Below are 14,932 nucleotides of genomic sequence, written 5' to 3' on the forward strand. Positions count from 1 at the left end.
CGCGAACCCGGCCCCACCCGCCGCCCCTTCGAAATAGAGGTAATAGCACCCCCACACCCCCACCCAGCCAAAACCCCCCCCCACGAGCGCGGCACGCGGGCCGCCCCGCGCCCCCCGCCATTCAACCCTGATCTGCATGTTGCTGGTTTCCTTCGTCTGCCCAGGCGCCGTGAGCCAGGCTGCGAATCTCCTTGAGGAATCGCCGCGAGAGCTCCGCCACGTAAGAATGCGCGACACGTGCATGTCGCGAGCTTCGCGCATTTTGAAGCATGCTTCTAATTACCGGTTCGAGAAAATTGCAAGAAATTGCAAGCAGCGGGAACGCGTTGCTCAACGCCCCATAAAAAAGGCGAGAACGCTTTCACGCACTCGCCTTTTGTTCGTCCGTGACCAACGGACGCTCAACTTTCGTTGCTGCCGCCGGAAGGGGCTTCGCCTGATTCGGTGTCCTCGTTTTCATAGGCGCCAAGGCGGTTGTAGAGCGTCTTGAGACTCACGCCCAGCGCTTTCGCCGCACGACGCTTGTCGCCGCCGCAATGCTTGAGCGTGCCGAGGATGATCTGCTTCTGCGCATCCGCGAGCGGCGTGCCGACCCAGACGTTCATCGCATCGCCCTGAGTGACGGGCTTCTTCACGCGCGATGCCAGATGCGGATGCGCGATCTCCACCGTCTTCTCCGCGAGAATGAACGCGCGATACACCGTGTTCTTGAGTTCGCGCACGTTGCCCGGCCACGAGTAGGTGCGCAGCACGTCGAGCGCGCGCTTGCTGAAGGCCTTGCTCGTGCCCTCCTGCGCGTTCATTTCGGACAGAAAATGCTGGGCGAGCAGTTCGCGGTCCGAATCGCGTTCGCGCAAAGGCGGCGCGCGCAGCGGAAACACGGCGAGCCGGTACATCAAGTCCTCGCGCAAGCCGTTTTCCTTCACGGCGGCAATCGGATCGCGGTTGGTCGCGGCGATCACTCGAACGTCGGAGCTAATGAGATCGTTGCCGCCGACCCGAAAGAACGTGCCGGTTTCGAGCGCGCGCAAGAGCTTCACCTGCCGCACGGGCGACATCTCCGTCACTTCGTCGAGAAAAAGCGTGCCGCCATTCGCGTGTTCGAAGTAGCCGATACGTCCCGATACCGCGCCCGTGAAACTGCCTTTTTCGTGACCGAAGAGTTCCGCTTCGATGAGGTTGTCGGGAATCGCGCCGCAATTCACGGCAATGAACGGTGCGTCCTTGCGCGCGCTTTTATCGTGGATGGTCCGCGCGACGAGCTCCTTGCCGGTGCCCGACTCGCCGATGATGAGCGCGGTCGCATCGGTGCCGGCGACGCGTTCGATCTGCGTGTACAACTCCTGCATCACGGGTGATGAGCCGTACAGCAGTCCGTACGATCTCAAGCCCGGCACTTCCCCCGCATTGCGCTTTTTCTGCGCGGCTGTATCGCCGACGGCGATGGGCGGGTCCAGATCGGTTGTCGCCATGTGTGCTGATATGTCCTGAGTTCTGCCAATATGGTTGAGCGGATGGCGGCCAGGCATCGGTCAAGCGTGGTGGCGCATGTCGATGCGCGAGACCGGCGCCAAGCATGCGAACCGGCCGCGTTAGCTGAGTTTCGGCTCGATGCCGCCAGTTTCGGGCGTTTCCTGGCAGCAACACGTCGCTTGATTTGACGGCAAGCAAGCTCGCGATCCATTCGTACGATCGCTCGTCAGGCGGGTCGATGTTTTCCGTAGACGGACAAGTCCATCTCATAAACGCTATTTAACCATTCGCAACGACTTTGCGGCAACGTGCGGCGTTCGGCATCGCCCAATTTGTCTGATTGGCACATGTGCGTCGCGTGACTTCCGGCAAGGTTCTCGCTTCTCTCGGGGAATTTACACGTCCACAGCGTAATACTTACCCGGTTTCGTGATGGCTTGCGCGGACCACTTCGGGCAGAACATTTCCTGGACGTCGTCACAGATGGCTGGCATGAAAGCTGCAAGGACGGAGTCATCCTTATTCGAACAAGCTCGCAACAAGCGGTCGGTGTGCATCGCAACTGCGAGCGGACGGCAGCGAGAGAGGTAACACGCATCATGGACGATACGCTCGACTTCGACACCGCCACGCGCGACGGGAATATGGTCGGCAACTTCGGTGGCAACGCCAGCAAGCCCGTGCGGCCGACGCGCGGCGGACAGGAACTCGCGGTGCGCGAGCCGATCGACATTTACCATTGGGCTCTGGTCGCGCTGGTGACCGCGCTCATGTGTGCCGTGCTCGGTTACGCGGCGGGCACGCCTGCACTTTCGCGTGCGGCGAACGTCACGAGCGCCGTGTTCGGCGTGCTTGGCGTCGCGTTGATGGCCGGCGGCGTCCTGCGCAATCTGCGCATGCGTTTCACGATGCACGGTGTGGCCAAGGCGCTCGCGGGCGCTGAAACGCATTGAGACAAGCAAAGCTTCAGACTTCACCCCCACATTTCTAAGGCAAGGACCTGATTTCATGACTGAGACGACTGTCCAGCTTGCGTTGGGCAAGCAGAAAATTATCGAAGACATCAAGGTGCTGCTCAACGACTCGGAAGAGTTGTTGCGGCTCTCAGCGTCGCTGCCGGGCGAGGGCGTCGATGCCTTGCGCACGCGCCTTCGCGATCACGTCGATTCGGCGCGCTCCGCGCTCGAAGACGCGCAAGCGAGCGCGCAGACGCGTTACAAGACCAGCGTCGAGTGCACCGAAAAATATGTGCGTGAAAATCCGTGGCAATCGCTGGGTATCGCGGCGGGCGCGGGCTTTCTCATCGGGCTTCTGGTTGTCCGCTGATCGAAGCGCGCTGGGTAGTCAAGAGCGCGCATCGGCGAAATCAAGGCACAAACAGCGATTTAGATAATCAAGGGAGAAAACGAGATGGCACGTCCTTCAATCGGAATTTTCGGGGCGCTGTTCGCGGTGGGCAGCGTGCTTGCATGGAAATGGGCGCAATCGCGCGATGCCGCCACACGTCGCACGGCCCGCGATCTGCACCGTTGGGAAGACGAGGGCGGCAAGGTGCTGACGCCGTCGAGTCGCTTGCCCGCGCCGCATGAGGTGAATGGTCACGGCGTAGGCGGCACGGCAGACGCCTGGAATTTCCCGCGAAGCTGACGCGCAGTAGTCCACAACCGTCGTTCCGTTGCGAGCGACGGAGTACTGCTGGAAGGCGCTTTCATCACCGCCGCGCTCGAACGAACTCCACGCACGCCCGACCGGCGTGCGTTTTTATGTCGATAAACCTTTATAATCAACGAATATCCGCCATAAGTTGCCTAAATGGAAAAACTTACGGCTGAGAGACCCAAGCGTACAGCGCATCGGAAATTATTCTATTTCTCGCGCTTTTTGCGTCATGCACTTCAAGCTCGAGCCACAACGGGCGCATGACCGAAAGCCGCACCGGCCCGGGCAGTCCACCGTGTCATCGCCCGGAGAAGACCACGCCGCACCTGGCGTGTGACCCTGAAAACGCTTTGGAAATATCGAGACGCAATGCCACATGTATTGATTGTCGATGACGATCCCAGTACCCGCGAGGCGCTAGCCGCGATCATCGGCGAAGACGGACTGACGACAGCCACGGCAGGCGACTTGCGCGAGGCGCGCATCCAGCTCGTGCGGCAGACGCCGGACGTCGTGTTTACCGACCTCAAGCTGCCCGACGGCACCGGCGTCGATCTGTTCGAGGATCTGGACCCGCGCTCGGGCGTCGAGTTCATCGTCATTACCGGCCATGCGACCGTCGAGTCCGCGGTCAGCGCACTCAAGATGGGTGCGGCGGATTATCTGGTCAAACCCATCAACATGCAGCGCGTGAAGGCGATCCTTTCGCGCCTGCCGCGCGCCGGCGACCTGAAAGCGGAAATCGGCACCTTGCGTGGCGAGTTGCGCCGCATGGGCCGCTTCGGGCTGATGCTCGGCAATTCGCCGGCCATGCAGACGGTCTACGATCAGATCGGCCGCGTGGCACCGACGGCAGCGTCCGTACTGCTGATCGGCGAGTCCGGCACCGGCAAGGAAGTCGCCGCGCAGACGCTGCACGAGCTGAGCCTGCGACGCAAGCACGCGTTCATCGCGGTGAATTGCGGCGCCATTTCGCCGAACCTGATCGAATCCGAAATGTTCGGCCATGAACGCGGCTCGTTCACGGGCGCGGACCGGCAGCACAAGGGTTATTTCGAGCGCGCGAACGGCGGCACGCTGTTCCTCGACGAAATCACCGAGATGCCTATCGAGCTTCAGGTGAAGCTGTTGCGCGTGCTCGAAACCGGCATGTTCATGCGCGTCGGGACCACAAAGGAACTCGAAACGGACGTGCGCCTGATTGCCGCGACCAATCGCGATCCCGAGCAGGCTGTGCTCGAAGGCAAACTGCGGCTCGACCTGTATCACCGCCTGAACGTGTTTCCGATCAACCTGCCGCCGCTGCGCGAACGCGGCACGGACGTCGAATTGCTCGGGCAGGCGTTCCTCGACGAACTCAACTCGCGTTACAACACGAAGAAGGTGTTTCCCGCCGCCGTGCGTGAAATGCTCGCGTCCTACAACTGGCCCGGCAACGTGCGCGAGTTGAAGAACTACGTGCAGCGCGCGTACATCATGTCGGGTACGGATTCGGATAGCACGGCCACCGTGCCGCTGCAGATTTCACTTTCGCGTCCTTCGGCGGGCACGGCCGTGACGATTCCCTTCGGCACGTCGCTCGCGCAGGCTGATCGGCAGCTCATCCTCGCGACGCTCGAACAATGCGGCGGCGTGAAGACGCGGGCGGCGGAAATTCTCGGCATCAGCCTGAAGACGCTGTACAACCGGCTCGTCGAATACGGCGAGGATGCCGCTGGCAAGGCAGCCGTCGGAGAAGGCGGAGACCTTTCTGACGCGGATAGCGAAAATACCTGAACGTCGCTTATCTTTAGACAAAACATTGCCCGCTGCTTGCAAAAGCGCGGGCTTTTTTATTTGTCGCATGCGGATTCAGCGCCGATAATGAAGCGGAGTCCTGGCGCGAGGTAGGCGTAAATTGGAAGAAACAAGGGCATAGGCCTTGCTGACCTTTGACTGCCATCCACGCGCGGGAAACCGCAAGAAAACGGAGCGTGGATGCGGCGATTACGATCACAAGACCGCAAGGAGCCTGACATGCCCGATTTCGCATCCGATAGCGCTCGAATCAGCGCGCAGACGCCCCAGCCGCCGGACCCGCCCGTGACGCCGCCCGATCAGCCGCCGCCTACGCCGATCCCGCCCGACACGAATCCCGATCCGACTCGCGAGCCGCCCGAACAACCGATGCAGCCCATCGGCGACCCGCCGCCCGGACCGAACGAAGCGCCGCACGTGCAATAACGGAATTGGCGGACTTTCGACCATTCACTGAATCTGTGCAGGCTTTGAATAAGTTTCCATCTCGAAGGTAGGGATTACAACGTAGCGAGCAACAATGACCGGCGCTGCAAGCAGTGTCCGGTCGATTTTTCTAATAAAGACGCATTGCGACAAGATCGGTCCGACGCCGCCGACGTCATTTTCGACGGCCTTCTTCTCTGGAGGCATTGATGAGGCATCCCGCACTCCGACGCTCCGCGCGTCACTCTTCCAAGCGTGAAGCACGCGCCGAGGCGGCTAAAACCGCGGGTGGCGAAGCCGCGCCGGCACCGCCGATCGAACACGATCCCGCCAGCCAGAACCGCCCCGCACCTGACGCTCCGCCCGACGGCGAGCACAATCAGGGCGGCGTGCGCCGCGAGGGAATCGATTATCAGCGCGACCTGGGTTCGGAGCAGGATTCCTGATTTCACCGCCTTCGTTTCCTTCGACGAAAGAGCAAAAACTTCTACGCGGCGACGGCTTACCGCGTGTCCGATTTCGTTCGTAACACTTGGATACGAATTTTCATCCTGCCCGTGTCTCAAAAAGGCACGGCTCTTGCATATCTTCAGCCGCCAATTCGAGCAAGCAACGACAACTGAGAGGTGATGCTGTAATGAGCAGATTGATCGTGGTTTCGAATCGCGTCGCGCCGATCCAGGAAGGCAAGCCCAGCGCGGGCGGTCTTGCTATCGGCGTTCTGGATGCGCTCAAGGAGACGGGCGGCGTATGGTTCGGTTGGAGCGGCGAGATCGTCGGTGAAGCGGCTGACCCTGTCATCGAGAAAAACGGCAATGTGACGTATTCCACCGTCGGCCTGACGCGCCGCGATTACGACCAGTATTACCGTGGTTTTTCGAACGCCACGCTGTGGCCGACTTTCCACTACCGCAACGACCTGTCGCGCTTCGATCGCGAGGAATACGCGGGCTACATGCGCGTGAACGCGGGACTCGCCGCGAAGCTCAAGACGCTCATCAAGCCGGATGACATCATCTGGGTACACGACTATCACTTGCTGCCGTTCGCGCAGGAGTGCCGCAAGATCGGCATCCAGAATCCAATTGGCTTCTTCCTGCATATTCCGTTTCCGGTGCCGGAAGTAATGCGGACCGTGCCACCGCACGAGGAACTGATTGCCGGCATGTGTCAGTACGACGTCGTGGGCTTTCAGACCGATGCCGACAAGCAGTCCTTCACCGATTACGTCGAACGTAGCGGACGGGGTCATCTGAGCGAAGACGGCATGTTGCAGGCGTTTGGCCGCATGCTGAAAGTGGGCGCGTATCCGATCGGCATCTATCCGGACGCCATCGCCAAGGCAGCGGATCAGTTCTCCAACCGCAAGCAGGTCAAGAGCCTGCGCGACAGCATGCGTGGCCGCAAGCTCATCATGAGCGTCGATCGGCTGGATTATTCGAAGGGCCTCGTCGAGCGCTTCCAGGCTTTCGAGCGCCTGTTGCTCAACGCGCCGGGCTGGCATGGCCGCGTTTCGCTCGTGCAGATCGCGCCGCCGACGCGCTCGGACGTGCAGACGTATCAGCGCATTCGCCAGAACCTGGAAGGCGAAGCGGGGCGTATCAATGGCCGTTTTGCGCAACTCGACTGGACGCCGATTCAATATCTCAACCGCAAATACGAACGCAATCTGCTGATGGCGCTTTTCAGGCTTTCGCAGGTTGGATATGTCACGCCGCTGCGTGACGGAATGAATCTCGTGGCGAAGGAATATGTCGCGTCGCAAGACCCGGCCGATCCGGGCGCGCTCGTGCTGTCGCAATTCGCCGGCGCGGCGGATCAACTGCCGGGCGCGCTCGTCGTCAATCCGTTCGATCTGTCGCAGATGTCCGAGGCGCTCGAACGTGCGTTGTCGATGCCGCTCGCCGAACGCCAGGCGCGTCACGCCGACATGATGGCGCCGCTGCGCGAGAACAATCTGTCCGTGTGGCGCGATTCGTTCCTGTCGGATCTGCGCAGCGTCGCAACCGCGACTTCCGTCACCGAGCAGACCGTCAAGACGGTGCGCCAGGGCGCGAGTACATCGACGCAGGCAAGACGGCCTTCCGCCAAGGCTTGAACGTGTAACCAGAAAACCCCGCGCCTCTACACGGCGCGGGGTTTTTATTTGTGCGCGCCATTCGACGCCGCAAGGCTTGCGCGGAACGCTCCTTGCGCTTCAACCTTCGACACGAAACGAAGGAGGTCACGATGAGCGGAAGCACTCTGAATCCCAATGAAGAAGGCGAGATCGAAGTTGGCAAGGGGCACGGCACAGGTGCGTTAGGTCCGAGCGATTCCTCGGATAGCGGTTCCGACGTGCAGGGCGAAATGCGTCATCCGGGCGACATCGAAGACGAACTCGATGCCCACGCGCTCGGCCAGTCCAAAGCCGAACTCGCGAGCGATACCGACCGCTACGGCACGGGCGAGGCAGCATCCGCCGATGGCGACCACAATCTCGAACCGGACGCGGACATTCTGCCGGACGACATCGAGGACGAAACGCGCGGCCTGCTCGACGAAGACGCCGACCCCGCGGACGATGAAGACAAGGTCTGAGCACGCATTAACGATCGATACGGCGTGCCGCGTTGCACTTGCGGCGCGCCGTTTTACGCACGTCTTTCGAAGCGGCGTTAACATCGGCGATTGATAACCGCCAAGCTCACGCCGATGACCCGAGAAGTTCCGACCTCTTCCACGCCTGTCGCTGTCGGCCGCACGTCGCGTTTCGGCTGGGTTGCGTGGTTCGTCGATCCCGTCAGGCAATGGATTCAGGACCATTGCCTGATGTTCTCCGCATCGATTTCGTTTTTCGCGGCGTTCTCGCTGGCGCCGACGCTCGTCATCGTCATCGCGGTCGCGAGCGTTTTCTTCGGCGCGGATGCCGTGCAAGGCAGACTCTTCGATGAAATCAGCGGCGTGGTCGGCCCCGATGCGGCGCACGCGCTCGAAGCCATCGTCGCCAACGCGTGGCACGCCGATATCGCGCGCAGCACGGCGCTGCTTTCGGCGGGCGGCGTGCTGATCGGCGCGTCGGCGACGTTTTCATCGCTGCATAGCGCGCTGAACGTGATCTGGCCCACGCCTATTGTGAGCGCGAAGGAAAGCATCGTCTCGCTGCTGCGCGTTCGGCTGATGTCCTTCGGCCTGGTCGTCGGCTCCGGCTTGCTGGTGGTTGCGTTGCTCGTGCTCGATGCGCTCGTCGAAGTGCTCGGCCATTGGGCTTTCGGCGACGGCAATCCGTTCATCATTCTGTCGAGCGTCACGCAGCGCGCGATTTCACTCGGCATGCTCACGCTCGCGTTCACGCTTCTGCTCAAGTTCTTGCCGACCACGCGCATGATGTGGCGCGACGCCGCGTTAGGCGCAACCGCGGCGGCCATGTTGTTCGAGGCGGGCAAGCGACTGTTTGCGTTTTATCTCGCGCATGCGGGCACGGCGAACATGTTCGGCGCGGCGGGGTCGCTCGCGATCATCCTCATGTGGCTCTACTACTCGGCGGCGGTGTTTCTGCTCGGCGCGGAGCTGGCGGCAACGGCGGCACGCAGGCGCACGCATCGGGAAGCAGGCTGGCGTTAGCGCGTCGACTAAACGCGGCGATTCGGCCGCGCATAAAAAAACCGCCCGTTGAAAGGGCGGCTGCATGCTGAGGCTACGAGGCGACTCTCTTGACCGGGTCGTCGCCCAATGCGTCAGCGCGTGAAATTTGCGTGCGTTCAGGCTTGGCGGCGCAGCTCGGCGGGCGGCACCTTCATCAGATGACGATATTTCGCCACCGTGCGGCGCGCGACGATCACGCCCTGATCCGCGAGCATCTTGGCAAGGCTCACGTCCGATAGCGGGTCGCGCGAGTTTTCCTTCGAGATCATCTCCTTGAGCAGCGCGCGTACGGCGGCAGCCGAGCATGTACCGCCGCTTTCCGTGCTGAGTTCGCGCGGGAAGAAGTGTTTGAATTCGAAGATGCCGCGCGGCGTCGACATGTACTTGTTGCCCGTGGCGCGCGAGATGGTCGATTCGTGCAGGCCGAGCTCGTCGGCGACATCGCGCAGGACGAGCGGCTTGAGCGCGATTTCGCCGTAATCGAAGAACGCCTTTTGATGCGAGACGATACATTCGGCCACGCGTTGAATCGTCGTGAAGCGCTGCTGCGCGTTGCGGATCAGCCAGCGCGCTTCCTGCAACTGTTGCGCGAGCGGCGAACGGCTTGCGCCAGCGGACTGCGCGAACAATTCCGCGTACATGCGGTGGATGCGCGCGCGCGGCAACACCGCCGGATTGATCGTGACGACCCAGCTTTTCTTGACCTGACGTACGATGACGTCCGGCACCACGTAGTTGTCTTCGCTCGCGCCGTAGTTCTCGCCCGGCTTCGGGTCGAGACGACGCACCAGCGCACACGCTATACGCAGTTCTTCCGCGCTGCAGCCGATCTTCTTTTGCAGTTCGGCCTGCTCGCGACGTGCAAGTCGTTCCAGATGATGTCCCACGATCTCGCGTGCGACGGCGCGGCCCGGCGTGCCTTCGGGCATCGCATCGAGCTGCAGGGTCAGGCATTCCGAGAGGTTGCGCGCACCGACGCCCGGCTTGTCGAGCGACTGCACGAGCTTGAGTGCGATAGTGAGTTCGTCTTCGGTCAGCGCCGGTTCGATATCGACCACATCGGCGAGTTCGCTCAGTTCCTGACGCAGATAGCCGTCGTCATCCAATGCTTCGATGATGAGCTGGGCAATCGCGCGGTCGCGCTGGCTGAGTTGATAGAGGCGCAGCGTATCGTGCAAGGTCTCATGCAGCGACGGCTCGATGCGTACCCAGTCGGCGGGATCGGAACCTTCGCCGTCGCCGCTATTGCGCGTCGAACTGCGGCCGAACGGATCGGACGAGTAGTCGCTCATGGAGTCGTCGCGCGAATTGTTGTCGCCGCCGGAGTCGCTGTCCATGCTGCTTTCTGAGGCCATCGGCGCTTCGGTCGCATTGTCGGACGAATTCGAGAGCGGCGAGTCGCTCATCGAATTGCCGTTGTCGGCGGAAAGGGCGTTGTCTTCGGTTTGCGACTCGTCGTATTCGAGAAACGGATTCGTGTCCAGCGCGTTACGCAACTCCTGTTGGAACTCCAGCGACGACAACTGCAGCAGGCGTACCGACTGCTGAAGGCGCGGGGTGAGTGCGAGGCTTTGCTTGGTGCGAAGTTCGAGTGTAGGCGGCATTGCTTGCTAATCCTCGTTATTCTGGACTGAGAGGTGTTCGTGACGAGGACTTAAGCAATGGTTATGCCAATGCGCATCGGATGCCTGCTGCATCTACGTTTCGATCTTTGTCCACGGCTTGTTTTCACTTGGCGAAGCGATGCTTTCGCGCACTTTTTACACGCACTCAGACAAAAGCGCCGCGCCCTCCCGAGCTTATGGATCGGACTTGAGCGGTCGATGCCGCGCTCGCCGAGGACGACTTCGAGAAGCGCCAAGCCCGTTGATTCGTCGGGCTTTTTTGCTGCGTGCGGAGACCCACTAAGCACTTTTGACGGGGCACGGCACGCAAGTTGCGGTAGGGGGGACACGATTCGTGCAACACGCGGCGAACGTGATCGAGCATCACTAAAAGCAGCACCCACGGGGCGTTCCGCAAACAGGCTCAAAGCCGCGGACGCGCAGTATCGAAAATCGAAAAAATGGAGTATTGCCATGAAGACGACTCAATTCCTCAAAGCTGCTGGCGGTATCGCATGCGTCGTGTTCGCGCTGAACGTGAACGCGCAGACCACGACGACGAACTCGGGTTCGACGGACACGTCCGTTGGCCAAAAGGTCGATGACAGCGCAGTGACGACCAAGGTCAAGGCCGAACTGCTGCAAGCGAAGAACGTCAAGTCGACGCATATTCACGTCAAGACGCGCGCCGGCGTCGTCTCGCTGACCGGCACGGTGCCGTCGGCGGAAGACAAGACCGCCGCCGAAGAAACCGTTAAGCAGGTTTCCGGTGTTGCTTCCGTGAAAAACCATCTTAAAATCGCTGCCAACTAATGGCATAGTGCGTATGCCCGGCTCGTCACGGCGGGTCGCGGTGTAGCAGTCGCAGTATCGGAACCCGCGCGGAAGTTTGGCGAATCGCTCTCTTGAACGATGAAGCCAGGCTTCTAGCGCGGGTTCTTGCATGAGCAGCGTGGAGAACGTGCGCGCGGCCATGCGAAAGTCGCAGACAGACATGACACGCAATACCCTCGCAGCATCTTTGCTACCTTAAAACGAAGTACGTCCGTTCGAGGACGTTACGCAAAGCCGGCCCGCGAATGCTTCCTTCGCGATGCATCCAAGGGCCACGGCAAATGGAGCTCTTATGAAGACGAAAAAGATGGCCTTGATTGGCGCGCTGGCACTCGCATTCTCGACGACGGCATTCGCGCAAGCGGCTTCCGACGCCGCTGCCGCTCCGGCGAAAAAGCAGAAAGGCACGTATCTGCATCAGCAAGACAAGGCGCACAAACTGAAGGGCGCATCGGCGGCCGCTGCGGCTTCCGCGCTCGGGACGAACGATAAGGGTCAGCCGCACTAAGCCTTCGTCGTTGCCTGCTGCTTCACTGAAACGGCCGCGCAAGCGGCCGTTTCTCTTTGAGCTTTCGCTTCCATGCATGCGCGCCGCAATAAAAAATCGCCGCGCACTTGGCGCGGCGACTGTCGCATCACGAGCCGCCAACCTCGCGGCTTCGACGCTAAACCGAATCAGGACTTCGCTGCGGCGTACTGATCGCGCAGATCGCGGATACGGTCGTGGTTCTCGAGCACGCCCTGATACTGGCGTTCGACCACGGCACGCACATCGGCGGGCAGATCCTTGTCGAGTGCTTCGCGATAGTTCTTCTTGGCGGAATCTTCACCGCGCTCGCATTCGGCGAGAATCGCGTGCTCGCCGTGACCGGTGACGGCCGATTTGACATCGACCCAGCCGCGATGCAGCGCGCCTGCAACCGAGCCGCCCGTTTCCGGCGTGCCGCCCAGACGCTGAACGATTTCCTGCAACTCGCGTGCGCCGGTCGTGCAGGCTTGCGCGCGGTCCTGGAATAGCAGCTTGAGGCTTGCGTCACGCGTCTCTTCGGCGGCCTTGAGGAAACCCTTTTCGCCGTCCTTCGACGTCTCGATGAGATCGTTGAGTACCGATACGACATTCGTGCTCATATGACACCTCCTATTAGTTTGGATCTTGCCATCGTGCAACATCCGGCACGTTGGCTCTGGTACGAGTAGACGCACGCGGCGTGCCCGGCAGACCGCTTTCCGCAGTCATTCGCTTCAGGCACGATGTTCCGCAAACTTTTCCACCGGCTTCGGCGGCTTGGACGGATCGAAGTCGCTCCACTTGCCTTGCTGCCAGCGGCCCGACGCGCGTTCGACATCGACGCCGCCTGCATCGCGCAAGATGGTGGCGGCATCGTTCGAATTCTCCGGCGACACATGCACCGCGACCAGCACGCCCGCATGACGCGGCGCCGCTTCGGTGTGAGCCGATTCCTTGGTCTTGGTATGCGACATCGCGCCCGCCAGCGAGCCAACGTAAGCGCCGACACCCGCTGCAATGGCCGAGACGATCAGCGGCGCCTTGAAGATGGCGAAGAGCGCCGCGCCGACGATAGCGCCCACGACCGCACCGATGGTCACGCCTTTACCTGCGCCCTTGGGCGAGGAGCGCGCGCCAACGTCGGTGCCGACATCGCCACCCAGCGGATGCCGCGCATGTTGACCGCCCGGATTCACGAAGAACAGGGTGACGTCTTCTTCGATGAAGCCGCGTTCGAAGAGGCGCTGCGCCGCGGCTTCGGCAGCGGGAAAAGTCTGGAAGCGACCCGCGATGATCAGGGACATATTCCCTCCTTCTTTTCAGTGTTGCGTGGTTCGGCCCGGGCGCGTGCGCTCGCGGGACAAAGGATTAACGATGTAAGTCCTGCTCAATCCGGTTCGAGTCCCGCGACGCGGAACAAGCCGCTGCGCAGCACGACGGGCACGCCGCCGTTGTCATCGAGCACTTCGGCGCATACCGCGCGAATGCGCGCCTCGCCGCGCTCGAATGCGGGAAGCAGATCGTCCTCGCGCGCGGATGGAGCGCCGAAATGATCTTCCAGCGCTTCGGCGCTGATCGAGCACACGACGGGTTCGGAGTCGACGAGCGCGGTGAAGTGAAGGGCGAGGTCGTCGCCATCGAACACGGGTTTTTCGTCTGCAAAGGTGATATGCATGGTCGAATCCTCATAGGCCGGACGATGTCTTGCGTGCGGGTCCGCTACGGCGCGGGTCAGCCGTGTTGCAGGGCTGTCGGATACATCGATGACTTCCATGAATTGAAAGACGCTCATGACGCCGCCTTTGCCTTCGCCAGTTGTTGCGCCATGGCGTAGTGATGGCCGATAACGGGCAACGCCTTCGCCGCGACTGCCTTCAACGCGGCGTCATTGCCTTGCTCGCTTTCTTGCTTGAACAACTCCATGGCCCTGCGATGCCCATCGACGGCTACTTTTTGGATATAGGCATCGTCGAATGCATCGCCCTGAAGATTTTGCAAGCTGCCGATCACCGACGAATCCGCGCTCGGTGGCTCGCTCATGCCGTGGTGTTTTGCGATTCCATCCAGGCTGTGCGCGAGCTTCGTATGATCCGCGATCATTCGCTGTGCAAAGTCCTTTACCTGCTTGCCGCTTGCATGCGTGAGCGCGAGCTTGCTGGCCGCGATTTCGGTCGCGCCCGCGGTGCCGGCGTCTTGCACGAACTGCTGGTCGACGCTCGACAGCTTGGCGCTTGCGGCGTCACCGGTCTGCGCGTGAGCAGCGCAGGCAACGGCCAGCGTTATCGCACTTGCACAGCCTGCGAACAACGGTCGCGGCATCATCGGCTCGACTCCGTTTTGGTCGTTGATTCTTGTTGAATACGGTGGCCCCGTCGCTTCTTGTTCAGGCGGCGCGCGTCTTGCCGAGCGCGTCGATCAGTGCCTTGTTGAAAGCGGGAATGTCGTCGGGCTTGCGGCTCGTGATGAGATTGCCGTCGATCTGTACTTCCTGATCGACCCAAGTGCCGCCCGCGTTGCGAATGTCGTCCTGCAGGCTCGGCCAGCTCGTCATCGTGCGGCCTGCAATGAAGCCCGCCGAGATCGGTAGCCAGCCGCCATGGCAGATCACGGCGATGGGCTTCTTCGCCTGATCCGCTTCCTTCACGAAGCTTTGCGCCTTGGCGTCCAGGCGGATGGCGTCGCCGTTGACCACGCCGCCCGGCAGCACGACGGCGTCGTAATCGGAAGCGTTGGCGGCGTCGAAGGTTTGGTCCACATCGACCTTGTCGCCTTTGTCGACGTGTTTGAAGCCCTGGATCTGTCCGGGCTTTTGAGAAATGACATCGACCTGCGCGCCAGCTTCCTTGAGCGCGCGCTGCGGCTCGATTAGTTCGGCTTGCTCGAAGCCGTCCAATGCAAGAATCGCGACCCTGTAACCGTCAAGGGAAATTGCCATTGCTTCACTCCTTCATTGCTCGAATTTTGATGCACCGCAAGAGGCGGATACCTGATTCGAAAAGGAGCAAGG

The 14,932-nt window shown here is 61.3% G+C and carries 19 protein-coding genes; 11 read left to right on the plus strand and 8 right to left on the minus strand.

Annotated elements, in window-relative coordinates; translation table 11 throughout:
- Window positions 1-401: 401 nt before the first annotated feature.
- On the minus strand, window positions 402-1,472 hold the full coding sequence (locus NCR40_RS03885; protein ID WP_244827448.1) for a sigma-54 interaction domain-containing protein: 1,071 nt from the start codon (window positions 1,470-1,472) through the stop codon (window positions 402-404).
- A gap of 600 nt (window positions 1,473-2,072) precedes the next feature.
- Here NCR40_RS03885 and NCR40_RS03890 point away from each other — a divergent pair.
- From NCR40_RS03890 to NCR40_RS03910, 5 genes are all read left to right on the plus strand, one after another.
- Window positions 2,073-2,426: a hypothetical protein gene (locus tag NCR40_RS03890; RefSeq protein WP_250463982.1), complete on the plus strand. Its 354-nt coding sequence runs from the start codon at window positions 2,073-2,075 to the stop codon at window positions 2,424-2,426.
- Between the two features lie 55 nt (window positions 2,427-2,481).
- The gene (locus NCR40_RS03895) at window positions 2,482-2,799 is read left to right on the plus strand and encodes an ElaB/YgaM/YqjD family protein (protein ID WP_250508771.1); all 318 of its coding nucleotides are present in this window, start codon (window positions 2,482-2,484) and stop codon (window positions 2,797-2,799) included.
- Between the two features lie 84 nt (window positions 2,800-2,883).
- Window positions 2,884-3,120 carry a hypothetical protein gene (locus NCR40_RS03900; RefSeq protein WP_244827451.1) on the plus strand — a complete coding sequence of 79 codons (237 nt, stop codon included), beginning with the start codon at window positions 2,884-2,886 and terminating at the stop codon, window positions 3,118-3,120.
- A 381-nt stretch (window positions 3,121-3,501) separates the two neighbouring features.
- Window positions 3,502-4,908 (plus strand): sigma-54-dependent transcriptional regulator, encoded by a 1,407-nt coding sequence (locus tag NCR40_RS03905; protein WP_244827452.1) that lies wholly within the window; start codon window positions 3,502-3,504, stop codon window positions 4,906-4,908.
- A 240-nt stretch (window positions 4,909-5,148) separates the two neighbouring features.
- Window positions 5,149-5,355, plus strand: coding sequence for a hypothetical protein (locus NCR40_RS03910; protein WP_244827453.1), 207 nt, complete (start codon window positions 5,149-5,151; stop codon window positions 5,353-5,355).
- Window positions 5,356-5,379: 24 nt separating this feature from the next.
- Here NCR40_RS03910 and NCR40_RS03915 read toward each other — a convergent pair whose 3' ends face one another.
- A complete protein-coding gene (locus NCR40_RS03915; RefSeq protein ID WP_250508772.1) occupies window positions 5,380-5,562 on the minus strand; it encodes a hypothetical protein in 183 nt (60 codons plus the stop codon).
- Between the two features lie 2 nt (window positions 5,563-5,564).
- Here NCR40_RS03915 and NCR40_RS03920 point away from each other — a divergent pair, with 2 nt between their 5' ends.
- The 4 genes from NCR40_RS03920 (at window position 5,565) to NCR40_RS03935 (ending at window position 8,958) form a co-directional block, all read left to right on the plus strand.
- Complete coding sequence (locus NCR40_RS03920) at window positions 5,565-5,801, plus strand: hypothetical protein (RefSeq protein ID WP_244827455.1); 237 nt, start codon at window positions 5,565-5,567, stop codon at window positions 5,799-5,801.
- A gap of 191 nt (window positions 5,802-5,992) precedes the next feature.
- On the plus strand, window positions 5,993-7,453 hold the full coding sequence (gene otsA, locus NCR40_RS03925; RefSeq protein ID WP_250508773.1) for an alpha,alpha-trehalose-phosphate synthase (UDP-forming): 1,461 nt from the start codon (window positions 5,993-5,995) through the stop codon (window positions 7,451-7,453).
- A 131-nt stretch (window positions 7,454-7,584) separates the two neighbouring features.
- Complete coding sequence (locus NCR40_RS03930) at window positions 7,585-7,935, plus strand: chemotaxis protein (RefSeq protein WP_244827457.1); 351 nt, start codon at window positions 7,585-7,587, stop codon at window positions 7,933-7,935.
- A gap of 114 nt (window positions 7,936-8,049) precedes the next feature.
- The gene (locus NCR40_RS03935) at window positions 8,050-8,958 is read left to right on the plus strand and encodes a YihY/virulence factor BrkB family protein (RefSeq protein ID WP_250508774.1); all 909 of its coding nucleotides are present in this window, start codon (window positions 8,050-8,052) and stop codon (window positions 8,956-8,958) included.
- 137 nt (window positions 8,959-9,095) lie between these two features.
- On the opposite strand, the gene NCR40_RS03940 is transcribed toward NCR40_RS03935, so the two are convergent.
- The gene (locus NCR40_RS03940) at window positions 9,096-10,583 is read right to left on the minus strand and encodes an RNA polymerase factor sigma-54 (RefSeq protein ID WP_244827459.1); all 1,488 of its coding nucleotides are present in this window, start codon (window positions 10,581-10,583) and stop codon (window positions 9,096-9,098) included.
- A gap of 474 nt (window positions 10,584-11,057) precedes the next feature.
- On the opposite strand from NCR40_RS03940, the gene NCR40_RS03945 reads away from it, so the two are divergent.
- Window positions 11,058-11,396 (plus strand): BON domain-containing protein, encoded by a 339-nt coding sequence (locus tag NCR40_RS03945; RefSeq protein ID WP_244827460.1) that lies wholly within the window; start codon window positions 11,058-11,060, stop codon window positions 11,394-11,396.
- 313 nt (window positions 11,397-11,709) lie between these two features.
- On the plus strand, window positions 11,710-11,925 hold the full coding sequence (locus NCR40_RS03950; RefSeq protein ID WP_250463988.1) for a hypothetical protein: 216 nt from the start codon (window positions 11,710-11,712) through the stop codon (window positions 11,923-11,925).
- A 167-nt stretch (window positions 11,926-12,092) separates the two neighbouring features.
- Here NCR40_RS03950 and NCR40_RS03955 read toward each other — a convergent pair whose 3' ends face one another.
- The 5 genes from NCR40_RS03955 to NCR40_RS03975 all read right to left on the minus strand — a co-directional run bounded on the left by NCR40_RS03955 (window position 12,093) and on the right by NCR40_RS03975 (window position 14,860).
- Window positions 12,093-12,545, minus strand: coding sequence for a PA2169 family four-helix-bundle protein (locus NCR40_RS03955; RefSeq protein WP_250508775.1), 453 nt, complete (start codon window positions 12,543-12,545; stop codon window positions 12,093-12,095).
- Between the two features lie 114 nt (window positions 12,546-12,659).
- Window positions 12,660-13,229, minus strand: a complete 570-nt coding sequence (locus NCR40_RS03960; protein WP_244827463.1) for a glycine zipper 2TM domain-containing protein — start codon at window positions 13,227-13,229, stop codon at window positions 12,660-12,662.
- 83 nt (window positions 13,230-13,312) lie between these two features.
- Window positions 13,313-13,600 (minus strand): DUF1488 family protein, encoded by a 288-nt coding sequence (locus NCR40_RS03965; RefSeq protein ID WP_244827994.1) that lies wholly within the window; start codon window positions 13,598-13,600, stop codon window positions 13,313-13,315.
- A gap of 113 nt (window positions 13,601-13,713) precedes the next feature.
- Complete coding sequence (locus NCR40_RS03970) at window positions 13,714-14,247, minus strand: DUF4142 domain-containing protein (protein ID WP_250508776.1); 534 nt, start codon at window positions 14,245-14,247, stop codon at window positions 13,714-13,716.
- A 61-nt stretch (window positions 14,248-14,308) separates the two neighbouring features.
- A complete protein-coding gene (locus NCR40_RS03975) occupies window positions 14,309-14,860 on the minus strand; it encodes a type 1 glutamine amidotransferase domain-containing protein (RefSeq protein ID WP_250508777.1) in 552 nt (183 codons plus the stop codon).
- Between the last annotated feature and the right edge of the window lie 72 nt (window positions 14,861-14,932).

It is taken from the genome of Caballeronia sp. GACF4, assembly GCF_023631025.1.
Taxonomy (GTDB): Bacteria; Pseudomonadota; Gammaproteobacteria; order Burkholderiales; family Burkholderiaceae; genus Caballeronia.